The following is a 10748-nucleotide window of genomic DNA, read 5'->3' on the forward strand; positions in this document are numbered from 1 at the left end:
ACATGGTTTCAGCACGGCCGATCACGGAGCTGGAGGGGGCCATCCTCTCCGAAATCCACCACCGGGGGCACGACACGGCCTTCCAGGTGCGCCGCGCCTTCGCCGCCTCGTTCTCGCTGGAATGGAAGGGCAGTGCGGGCGCCGTCTATCCGGCGGTCAAGCGCCTGGAACGCGATGGCCTGATCCATGCCGGGCCGGCGGAAGGGGGCCGCAATACCCGGCGCCTGTCGCTGACGGCCGACGGCGTGGCGGCGCTGAACGCCTGGGCCGGTGACGCCGGGCTGGCCACCAGCGTGGGCGTCGATCCCTTCCGCTTGCGCTCCGGCATCTGGACCCTGCTGCCGGTGGAGGAGCGCCGGGCCCTGTTCGCCCGGCTGGAGGCGGAGATCGCCGCCAGCCTGGCGCAGTTGCAGGGTTATGCCGCCGCGACCGACCCGGTGGAACGCCTGCGGGTGGAATTGTGCGTGGCCGTGCAGCAGGCGCGCCGGGACCAGTTGCGGCGCTGGATGGACGGCGGGGAGATGTAGGCCGGACCGCTCAGTGGTCGCCCCCCGTCTGCACCGCCGGCCGTCGGGCGAAGGGCGCGGTGGGCGGCTGGTCGGGTTCCGGCGGCATGTCCCAGCCATGGGCCAAGGTGCTGTCCGCCAAGGGGATGGTGCTCTGGCCCAGGTCCACCGGTATCTGGAATGCGGATACGCCCGGCACGGGGCAGGAGGCCGACTTGGCGCGCAATGCCCAGCCATCGGGCAGCGGCCGATCCCAGACGAACACGGAACAGGGGCCGATGAGAGGCGGGCGGGGCGTATAGGTCTCGTCGATCTGAAAGCCCGGATAGTTGCCCCGTACACTGCCGGCCACGCCCGCGAAGGTCTGCGGTGTCAGGGGCGGCGGGGGCGGGACGACCGGCCCCGGTGAGGCGCAACCCGCCAGCCCCACGGTCATGACGCACACCCACCACCATTGCTGAACCATGGTGCCCCCTTTCACGACCTATGCGCGTTCCCATCGCGGCGGAGGGTTGCAGGGTGACGACGGCGGCCATGGGGCGGAAACGTGGCGTTTTTGGGGCAGCCAGCCCAAACAAAAACGCCCGCCGGCAGGGGCCAGCGGGCGTTTCGTACTCTGGTACCGGACAGGTCCCAAGAAAGCCTTACTTGGCTTCCTTGTTCATGCCGCGACCGGTGGTGCGCTCGGTGATGCGGGCCGACTTGCCGCGACGATCACGCAGGTAGTACAGCTTGGCGCGACGGACGTCGCCCTTGCGGATCAGCTCGATGCTGTCGATGCGGGGGCTGTACAGCGGGAACACGCGTTCCACGCCTTCGCCGTAGCTGATCTTGCGCACGGTGAAGCTGGAGCTCACGCCGGCATTGCGGCGGGCGATGACCACGCCTTCGTAGGCCTGCACGCGCTCGCGCGAGCCTTCGATGACCTTCACGTTCACCTTCACGGTGTCGCCGGGGGAGAATTCCGGCACCGCACGGACGGCGGTCAGCTTCTCGATCTGCTCTTGCTCAAGCTTCTGGATGATGTTCACGACATTGCACTCCAAATGATGACGCTGGCCAGCCTCACGGCGGTCATTCCATGTTCGATTCAGGCGCCGTTTCCGGGTTGGAAACGCCATCCTTTCCATTCAGGCCGCCGCGCCTGCGGCGACCTTTCTTCACGACCTTGGGCCGGCTCTCCTCGTAGCGCTGCCACAGGTCCGGTCGCCGGTCCTGGGTGATGCGCTCCGCCTCGGCCAACCGCCAGGCCTTGACCTTCTCATGGTGCCCGGAGAGTAGGACCTCGGGCACCGCGCGCTCCTGCCAGACGGCGGGCCGCGTGTAGTGGGGATATTCCAGCAATCCCCGCTCGAAACTCTCTTCGCCGGCCGTCTCGACGTTGCCCATGACGCCCGGCAACAGCCGGACACAGGCGTCGATCAGGCACAGCGCCGCGGGCTCCCCCCCCGAAAGCACGAAATCCCCGAGGCTGATCTCCTCAAGGCCTTGCGCTTCCAGGACGCGCTCATCCACCCCTTCATACCGTCCGCACAGGATGGTGAGGGCCGGCGCCGATACGAGTTCCCGTACCAACGCCTGGTCCAGCACACGCCCACGCGGCGAAAGGTAGATCGCCCGGCCCCGTTCCGCCTGGTCCTGGGTCAAGCGTTGCCGGCTGGCGGTCAACGCTGCGTCCAGAACGTCGGGCCGCATGACCATACCTGGTCCGCCGCCGAACGGGGTGTCGTCCACGGAGCGATGCTTATCGCTCGCGAACGACCGGATGTCCACTGATTCCAGCGACCAGGTGCCATGCTCCAGCGCCTTCCCCGCCAGGCTCATGCCCAGCGGCCCCGGGAACATTTCCGGGAACAGGGTCAGCACCGTCACATGCCATCCGGGGGTCATGGAACTCAGGCCTCGGCTTCCTCGTCGCCCGTGACCTCATCGGCCTCGGACGCGTCGGCGGCAACGGCCTCATCGGCGGCGGGGCCGCCTTCCATCTCAGCCAGTTCCTCCGGCGTGGGACGGACCTTCTCAAACAGTCCGGCCGGCGGTTCCACCGTCACGATCCCGGCCTTCACGTCGACCACCGGAACGGTGGCGCGGCTGAAGGGGATGGTGATGGTCTTGCCCGAGGCCGCGTGCGCGATCTCCAGCATGTCGCCGCCACCGAAATCGTAGATGGCCTTGATCTCGCCGAAGGGTTCGCCGTCCGCCGTAGTGGACACCAGGCCGATCAGGTCGGCGTGGTAGAACTCATCCTCGTCCTCGGGCGCCGGCAGCTGGTCGCGATTGATGAACAGCCGGGTGCCTTTCAGAGCGTCGGCGGCGTCACGGTCGCGCACGCCCTGCAATTCCGCCAGGAAGTGGTCCTTGCCCATGCCGGTCATGGCCAGGGCGAAGGTACGGGCGCCCGATTCGTCGGTGAGCGCGCCATAAGCGAACAGCGATTCCGGCACGGCCGTATAGCTCTTCACCTTGACGCGGCCGCGCACCCCGTGGCTGCCCACGAACTGCCCGACGCAGATGCGCGTGGCGGTATCCATACTCTAAAACTCCAGGAGGCCTGACGGGGGTGGGAAGCCCCACCCCCGTAACGATCAGCCGTGGGCCAATCAGCCTTCGGCGCTGGCGGCGGCAGCGGCGGCCAGCTTGGCGCGTTCCTGGGCCTTGGCCTTGGGCGCGGACTTCTTCGGGGTCTCGGTGACCTTCGGCAGCTCGATGATGTTGGCGCGGCCCAGGAACAGGGCGACGCGATCGGTGGGCTGGGCGCCGACCGACAGCCAATGACGGGCGCGGTCTTCCTTCAGGGTGATGCGCTCGGCATGTTCACGCGGCAGCATCGGGTTGTAGGTGCCGATCTTCTCGATGAAGTTGCCGTCGCGGGGCGAACGGCTGTCGGAAACGACGATGCTGTAGAACGGGCGCTTCTTGGCGCCGCCGCGGGACAGACGAATCTTGAGGGACATTTCTTAATTTCCTGACTTGGGTGGTGTTGAACTAAGGGTGAAAAACGAAAACGGGCTGGGGGGATCAGCGGCCTTTGGGCATCAGGGCCGACAGGCCCTGGCGCATCAGCCCCTTTTTCCCCAGTTTCTTGAACTTGCGCATCATGTCGGCCATGTCCTGGTACTGCTTCAGCAGCCGGTTGACGTCGGCCACCGTGGTCCCGGACCCCAGCGCGATGCGGCGCCGGCGCGAGGCGTTCAGCACCTTGATGTCGCGGCGCTCCTTCTGGGTCATGGAGGTGATGATCGCCTCCTGACGCTTCAGCATGCGCTCGTCGATATTGGCCTTGGACAGCTGGTCCTTGATCTTGCCGACGCCGGGCAGCATGGACAGCATGCCGCCCATTCCGCCCATCTTCCGGATCTGGCGCAGCTGGGACAGCATGTCGTCCAGGTCGAAGTTGCCCTTCTCCATCTTCGCGGCAAGCTTTTCGGCTTCCTCGCGGTCGATGGTCTCGGCGGCCTTCTCCACCAGGCTGAGCACGTCGCCCATGCCCAGGATGCGGCCGGCGATGCGGTCGGGGTGGAAGGCTTCCAGCGCGTCGATCTTTTCGCCGGTGCCCAGCAGCTTGATGGGGCGGCCGGTGATCTGCCGCATCGACAGGGCGGCACCGCCGCGCGCGTCGCCGTCGATGCGCGTCATGACGATGCCGGTGACGCCGACCTTGTCGTTGAAGTTGGTGGCGACGGTGACGGCGTCCTGGCCGGTCATCGCGTCCACCACCAGCAGGCTTTCCACCGGCCGGGTGACGTCGCGGATGCGCACCACCTCGTCCATCAACTCTTCGTCGATGGCCAGGCGGCCGGCGGTGTCCAGGATGACGACGTCATAGCCTTCCTGGCGGCCGACGCGCATCGCCCGCTGGGCGATGGTCACCGGATCCTCGCCCGGAACGATGGGCAGGGTGGCGACGTCCACCTGCTCACCCAGTATCCGCAGCTGTTCCTGGGCGGCCGGGCGTCGCGTGTCCAGCGACGCCATCAGCACCTTTTTCTTTTCCCGAATCTTCAGCAGGCGGGCGATCTTGGCGGTGCTGGTGGTCTTGCCCGAGCCCTGCAGGCCCAGCATCAGCACCGGCACCGGCGCCTCGGCGTTGAGGTTGATGCCCTCGTTCTGTTCGCCCAGCATCTCGACCAGATGGTCGTGGACGATCTTGATGACCATCTGGCCGGGGGTGATGGACCGCAGCACCTCCTGCCCGACGGCCTTTTCCTTGACGCCGTTGACGAAGGCCTTGACCACGGGCAGGGCGACGTCGGCCTCCAGCAGGGCCACGCGCACCTCGCGCAGCGCAGCACCGACATCCTCTTCCGTGAGGGCGCCGCGCCGACGCAGCCGGTCGAAGATGTCGCCGAGCCGTCCTGTCAAGCCGTCAAACATATCCCGTCCTGGGCCAGTGCCGATCCAATTTCCCGTCCTGATGCCCAAACGCAAAAGCGCCAGTGCGCGATACTCGCGGACTGACGGCACGCCGGGGCGCACGAACGGACCCGATCCGGATCACGCGGACCCAGGGTCGAGGGTGGGGTATCTAGACCGGCGCGGCCCATCTGTCAATCCCGGCTTGGGGGGGCAGCAGGTGGCGGTGGGCCGGCGGAGCCATGTGCGCAAGGCGGACCTAAAGGTGGCGCAGGTGTCGTTAACCAGTTCACCGGTTGTCCCGGTCCTATACAGCTGTAATAGAGGGTGCAGACCGCCCCGCTATTTCGCCTAGGCATGGCTTGGTCCGTGCGGCCCCTCTTCCAGGTCGCATTTAAGATAATGTATGAACAGGTTATCGGGGTGGTTTTCCATCCGCCCTTTGCAGGTACAATCATGCGGAGCGGCCGCTCCGCGGAGGATGGTATGTCGATGTCGTCCGGCAGAAATGCCGAACCCGAACGGTCAAGGATGAGCCAGGCGGAATTGCTGGCCATCGTTGGCAAGCATCGGGCCTTTTTGGCGAAACAGCCAGGCGGCGTGCGGGCCAGCTTCAAGCTGCGCGACCTGTCCCACATGGACCTGTCGGGTCTCAACCTGTCCGAGGCCGATTTCTCCGGCGCCAAGCTGTTCGGCGCCCGCATGGTGGATTGCGTGCTGACCGGCGCCTCGCTGTATTCGGCCGACCTGCGCCTGGCTAACCTGGAACGCTCCGACCTGCGCCGCGCCGACCTGCGCGGGGCCTGCATGCGGGGTGCCGTGCTGAACGGCGCCTCGATGGCCGAGGCGGATTTGCGTGAGGGCACCATCATGCACGTCCGCAAGGACGGCAGCATCACCCCCCACGAATTCGACGCGATCCCGGTGCAGACGGAACTGTCCTGCGCCACCGTCGTGGGCGCCGATCTCAGCCGGGCCAAGCTGTCCAACACCTTCCTGGTGCAGTCGGACCTGACGGACTGCATCATGCGCGGCGCCAAGATGGCGCGCGCCAACCTGACCAACACCAACCTGACGGGCTGTGACCTGAAGGGCGCCGACCTGACGGGGGCCAACCTTACGGGCGCCAAGCTTCACGGCGCCGACCTGACGGGGGCCGAGCTGGGCCTGGCGCGCTTCGCCGGCGCCCTGATGATGGGCACCATCCTGGACGACAACGCGCGGCGGGCGGAAGAGGTGCTGGAGGGTATCCACGCCCCCACGCCCGAGGATGCGGGCCTGGACCTGTCCGCCATGCTGGTCCTGCACACCGAATGGGTGGAGACGGGGGGCCGCGACGGCGCCCGCGCCGACCTGTCCAGCCTGGACCTCAGCGGCGCCGACCTGGCCGGCAGCAACCTGTCGGCCGCCCTGCTGCACTGCGCCTGCCTGCGCAAGGCCAACCTGGTGGGCACCTCGCTGCCCATGGCAGACCTGTCGCTGGCCGACCTGCGCGATGCCAACCTCAGCCGCGCCGACCTGCGCGGCGCCTCGCTGGAGCGGGCGACCCTGAACGGCGCCCAGCTGGTGCGGGCCGATCTGGGGCCGGTGCTGATCCAAAGCTCCACCGGCCGGTTGTGGAGCGCCAATTTGCACCGCGCGCGGCTGGACGGCGCCAACCTGTCCGGCGCCATGCTGAAGCGGGCGGTGCTGTCCCAGGCCTCGCTGGTGGGGGCCGACCTGCGGGACGCGGAACTGTCGGACGCCAAGATGGCGGGCGCCGACCTGCGCGATGTCGATCTGAACGCCACGGATCTGGACGGTGCCGACATGGCGGACGTGGTCGGCATGGTGCACTGACCTATTTCAATCCGTCACCATCGTTTCCGCCCTCCCCGGACGCCTGCCGGACCCACCACTTCCCGGACCCCATGTTCCTGCCCGTCAACGACCGCCCCGCCCGCCGCCTGGCGCTTTGCCTGTTGCTGCTCGGTCCCTTCCTGTTCGGCCTGTGGGCCGTGCTGCTGGGCCAGGACGGCAATTGGGATCTGCGCAACTATCATTGGTACAACGCCTACGCCTTCCTGACGGGGCGCTGGGGCATGGACGTGGCGCCGGCCCAGGTGGCCAGCTTCTACAACCCCACCCTGGACCTGCCCTTCTTCCTGGTGGCGCAGGTGCTGCCGGCGCGGGTGGTGGAATTCCTGCTGGGCAGTATCCAGGGCGCCAACCTGGTGGTGCTGTACGGCCTGGCCTGGGCCGCACAGGGCAATTTGGTGCCGGAACGCCGCCGCACCCTGGTGGCCCTCGCCGCCGCCGTTTGCGGCATGGTGGGTGGCGGGCAGGTGGGCCTGCTGGGCACCACCTTCTACGACAACGTCATCAGCCTGTTCGTGCTGGGCGGCATCTGGGTGGCCATCGGCGGTGATGGTGCCGCCTGGGGCCTGCTGGCCGGTCCGGCCTTCCGCCGCGTGGCGCTGGCGGGCCTGCTGGTCGGCAGCGGCGTGGGGCTGAAGCAGCCGACCATCGCCTTCGCCGTCGGCACCTGCGCCGCCTTCCTGTTGGCGGGCGGCACCGTCTGGCGGCGGCTGTTCCTGGCCTTCTTCTTCGGGCTGGGGGTGCTGGCCGGCATGGCCATCTTCTCCGGCCATTGGATGTGGTTCCTGTGGTCCCACTTCCAGAACCCGCTGTTCCCCTATTTCAACAATGTCTTCCATTCGCCCTGGGGCACGCCCGACCCTTATCGCGATGACAAGTTCATCCCCAAGGGGCCGGTGGCGGCCGCCCTGTTCCCCCTGCTGTGGGCCCAGGATCCCAAGCTGGTGGGTGAAATCATCTTCCGTGATTACCGGGTGCTGGCGGCCTATGTCGTGCTGCTGCTGACCGGCCTGCTGGCCCTGGTCGGCTGGGCGCGCACGCGGACCGTGAATGCCGGCGGCCCGGCCCGCGGCCGCCGTTACCTGCTGTGGGCCGGCGCGCTGAGCTACCTGGTGTGGCTGAAGCTGTTCGCCATCTACCGCTACCTGATCCCGCTGGAAATGCTGGCGCCCGTGCTGATCCTGGCGGCGGTGGGCCTGTGGCCGGTGCCGGTCAAGGTCCGGGCGGGCGTCATCGCCGGCGTGCTGCTGGCGGTCACCGCCACCGCCCAGTCCGGCACCTGGGCGCGGGTGGCGTGGGGCGACCGGCCGTTCGGCGCCAAGGTGTCTGAGGTGCAGGCGCCGACGCTGCCCCGTCCCGACCATACCGTCATGCTGATGACGGGATATGCCCCCACCAGCTTCCTCATCCCCGGCTTCCCGCCGCAGATCCCCTTCCTGCGGCTGCAGAGTTATTTCATCCATCCCGACCAGGGCGACATCCTGCTGAACCGCCAGATGCGGGCGCGCATCGACCAGGGCATCGCCGATGGCGACGACTTCTACCTGCTGGTGGCGCATTGGGAGATTTGGACGATAGACCAGATTTTGCCACGCTATGGGCTAAAAGGTGCCGGAGAGCCCTGCCAGCCTGTCACGTCGACATTGGATGAGCCGATGATGCTGTGCCGCATCGTTTCGCTGCAACCTGCGGCGGACCATGATATGAACCCCGTGAACTGAGCCTATTCTTTAAGGACTTATCCGCGATGGTCGATTCCACCGCCCTGGCCGATACCGCCGTCCGGCCCCCCGTCGTGGCCGTGCTGGTGCCCTGTTATAATGAGGAGGCGGCCATCGCCAAGGTGGTGGCCGATTTCAAGGCCGCGCTGCCGGGCGCCACCGTCTATGTCTACGACAACAACTCCAAGGACCGGACGGTGGAGGTGGCGCGCGCCGCCGGCGCCGTGGTGCGCAGCGAGCCCTTACAGGGCAAGGGCAACGTCGTCCGCCGCATGTTCGCGGACATCGATGCCGACGTCTACGTCATGGTCGACGGTGACGACACCTATCACGCCGCCAGCGCGCCGGCCCTGGTGGACAAGCTGGTGTCGGAAAAGCTGGACATGGTGAATGGCGCCCGCGTCACGGAGATCGAGGCGGCCTACCGCCCCGGCCACCGCTTCGGCAACGTGCTGCTGACCGGCCTGGTGACCATCATCTTCGGCAAGCGCACCAACGACATGCTGTCGGGCTACCGCGTCTTCTCCCGCCGCTTCGTGAAGTCCTTCCCAGCACTGGCCGGCGGTTTCGAGACGGAGACGGAACTGACGGTGCACGCGCTGGAATTGCGCATGCCCATCGCCGAGGTGCAGACGGCCTACAAGGACCGTCCGCCTGGGTCGGTCAGCAAGCTGTCGACCTACAAGGACGGCATCCGCATCCTGTGGATGATCACCAAGCTGGTGAAGGAGGAACGGCCCATGCTGTTCTTCGGCGTGGCCGCCTTGCTGCTGGTCGCGCTGTCGGTGATCCTGGCCGTGCCCGTGTTCGTCACCTTTGTGGAGACGGGCCTGGTGCCCCGCCTGCCCACGGCGGTGTTGGCCACCGGCCTCATGACCCTGGGCTTCCTGTCGCTGACCTGTGGCCTGATCCTGGACACCGTGACCCGGGGCCGGCGTGAGATGAAGCGCCTGCGGTACCTGGAAATCCCGGTGCCGGATTTCGCGCCCGTCAGCCGCCGGGGCTGAGGGGCGTCCCATGGCCTTGCCCCAGCCCGATACGCTGTCGCCCGACCAGGAAGTCGTGGAGATGACCGGCGGCCAACCGGAAGGGCGGCTGAAGGGCGTGCATCGGGAAATCCTGTCCTTCGCCATGGTCGGCGTCGGCGGATTGCTGATGGACATGGCGGCCTTGTGGGTCGCCATGAACCTGCTGGGCCTGGGGCCGCACAGCGCCGGTTTCTTCTCCTACTTCGTGGCGGCCAGCTTCACCTGGTGGCTGAACCGGACCTTCACGTTCAGGGGCGCCAGCCGCCGCGCCGCCCTGCGCCAGTGGGCCAAGTTCCTGGCCGCCAACGCCGTGGGCGGCGTCGTCAACCTGGCGACCTACAACCTGATCGTCTGGCTGGAGGCCCCGGCCTTCGCCGTCGCCCTCCTGCCGTGGCTGCCGACGTTGTGGCCCTACCTGGCCAAGGGGGCGGGCTCGGTGGCGGGCCTGGGCTTCAACTTCGTGCTGTCTCGCATGCTGGTGTTTGGTCGGAAGTAATCTCGACGGTATGAAGGCGGGATCGTCATGCTGAGCGACTTGACTGGTATGTGGTGCGTACCACATACTGGATAAGAAAATCACGGAGCGGTGATGGCGATCAAGAGTTGCAGGGACAAGGACACGGCAAGCTTTCTGGCCGGGAAACATGTCCGGCAGTTCCAGGCAATTGAGCGACAGGCCCAGAAGGCGCTCACCAAGTTGACGGTTGTTTCCCGCCTCGTTGAACTCCGTAATCCCCCGTCCAATCGCTTCGAGGCGTTGGGCGGGGACAGGAGCGGCGAATACAGCATCCGCATCAATGACCAGTGGCGCGTTTGCTTCCGTTGGGAGTTTACCCAAGCCGATCCCGAGGGCACCGACCCACTGATGCGCCAGGGACAGCCATATGATGTCGAGATCACCGACTATCATTGACCATTGGAGTCACCTTGACCGTGGAAAACCTGCCCCCGATCCACCCCGGCGAATTCTTGGCCGACGAACTCCAGGCCCTTGGGATGAGCGCCAGAAAGTTCGCCCAGCATATTGATGTGGCGCACAACGCCATCGGTGCGATCTTGGCTGGCCGGCGGTCCATCACCGCCCCGATGGCTCTCCGGTTGGGGCGCGTGTTCGGAACCGGCTTTCAATACTGGATGTCCCTTCAGGATCTGTACGACGCCAAAGTGGCCCAATTGACCCTTGGGGATAGCCTTGAGGCAATCGTTCCGCTCGTTCAACCGGGTCCCGCTGCCGCGCGGCGGGAAGTCGCCTGAAATAAGGCTTACCCGACCAACCTGCGATG

Annotated in this window: 13 protein-coding genes; 7 read left to right on the forward strand and 6 right to left on the reverse strand. The window is 66.8% G+C overall.

What is annotated here, in order from left to right:
• Nucleotides 1-2 precede the first annotated feature (2 nt).
• Nucleotides 3-527, forward strand: a complete 525-nt coding sequence (locus PW843_23380) for a PadR family transcriptional regulator (GenBank protein ID MDE1149507.1) — start codon at nucleotides 3-5, stop codon at nucleotides 525-527.
• A 10-nt stretch (nucleotides 528-537) separates the two neighbouring features.
• Here the strand turns inward: PW843_23380 and PW843_23385 are convergent, their stop codons facing one another.
• From PW843_23385 to ffh, 6 genes are all read right to left on the reverse strand, one after another.
• Nucleotides 538-972 (reverse strand): hypothetical protein, encoded by a 435-nt coding sequence (locus PW843_23385; GenBank protein MDE1149508.1) that lies wholly within the window; start codon nucleotides 970-972, stop codon nucleotides 538-540.
• A gap of 178 nt (nucleotides 973-1150) precedes the next feature.
• Nucleotides 1151-1537, reverse strand: coding sequence for a 50S ribosomal protein L19 (gene rplS, locus PW843_23390; protein MDE1149509.1), 387 nt, complete (start codon nucleotides 1535-1537; stop codon nucleotides 1151-1153).
• A 43-nt stretch (nucleotides 1538-1580) separates the two neighbouring features.
• Nucleotides 1581-2396, reverse strand: a complete 816-nt coding sequence (gene trmD / locus PW843_23395; GenBank protein MDE1149510.1) for a tRNA (guanosine(37)-N1)-methyltransferase TrmD — start codon at nucleotides 2394-2396, stop codon at nucleotides 1581-1583.
• 5 nt (nucleotides 2397-2401) lie between these two features.
• On the reverse strand, nucleotides 2402-3037 hold the full coding sequence (rimM, locus tag PW843_23400) for a ribosome maturation factor RimM (GenBank protein ID MDE1149511.1): 636 nt from the start codon (nucleotides 3035-3037) through the stop codon (nucleotides 2402-2404).
• Between the two features lie 69 nt (nucleotides 3038-3106).
• Complete coding sequence (gene rpsP, locus PW843_23405; protein MDE1149512.1) at nucleotides 3107-3460, reverse strand: 30S ribosomal protein S16; 354 nt, start codon at nucleotides 3458-3460, stop codon at nucleotides 3107-3109.
• Nucleotides 3461-3524: 64 nt separating this feature from the next.
• Nucleotides 3525-4880 (reverse strand): signal recognition particle protein, encoded by a 1356-nt coding sequence (gene ffh / locus PW843_23410; protein MDE1149513.1) that lies wholly within the window; start codon nucleotides 4878-4880, stop codon nucleotides 3525-3527.
• A gap of 471 nt (nucleotides 4881-5351) precedes the next feature.
• On the opposite strand from ffh, the gene PW843_23415 reads away from it, so the two are divergent.
• From PW843_23415 to PW843_23440, 6 genes are all read left to right on the forward strand, one after another.
• Complete coding sequence (locus PW843_23415; protein ID MDE1149514.1) at nucleotides 5352-6698, forward strand: pentapeptide repeat-containing protein; 1347 nt, start codon at nucleotides 5352-5354, stop codon at nucleotides 6696-6698.
• A gap of 71 nt (nucleotides 6699-6769) precedes the next feature.
• Complete coding sequence (locus tag PW843_23420; protein MDE1149515.1) at nucleotides 6770-8437, forward strand: hypothetical protein; 1668 nt, start codon at nucleotides 6770-6772, stop codon at nucleotides 8435-8437.
• 26 nt (nucleotides 8438-8463) lie between these two features.
• Nucleotides 8464-9444 carry a glycosyltransferase family 2 protein gene (locus tag PW843_23425; protein MDE1149516.1) on the forward strand — a complete coding sequence of 327 codons (981 nt, stop codon included), beginning with the start codon at nucleotides 8464-8466 and terminating at the stop codon, nucleotides 9442-9444.
• Nucleotides 9445-9454: 10 nt separating this feature from the next.
• Nucleotides 9455-9961, forward strand: coding sequence for a GtrA family protein (locus PW843_23430; protein MDE1149517.1), 507 nt, complete (start codon nucleotides 9455-9457; stop codon nucleotides 9959-9961).
• A 93-nt stretch (nucleotides 9962-10054) separates the two neighbouring features.
• Nucleotides 10055-10378 (forward strand): type II toxin-antitoxin system RelE/ParE family toxin, encoded by a 324-nt coding sequence (locus PW843_23435; GenBank protein MDE1149518.1) that lies wholly within the window; start codon nucleotides 10055-10057, stop codon nucleotides 10376-10378.
• Between the two features lie 20 nt (nucleotides 10379-10398).
• Nucleotides 10399-10719, forward strand: a complete 321-nt coding sequence (locus PW843_23440) for a HigA family addiction module antitoxin (GenBank protein MDE1149519.1) — start codon at nucleotides 10399-10401, stop codon at nucleotides 10717-10719.
• Nucleotides 10720-10748: the final 29 nt, after the last annotated feature.

It is taken from the genome of Azospirillaceae bacterium (assembly GCA_028283825.1).
In the GTDB taxonomy this organism is placed as follows: domain Bacteria; phylum Pseudomonadota; class Alphaproteobacteria; order Azospirillales; family Azospirillaceae; genus Nitrospirillum.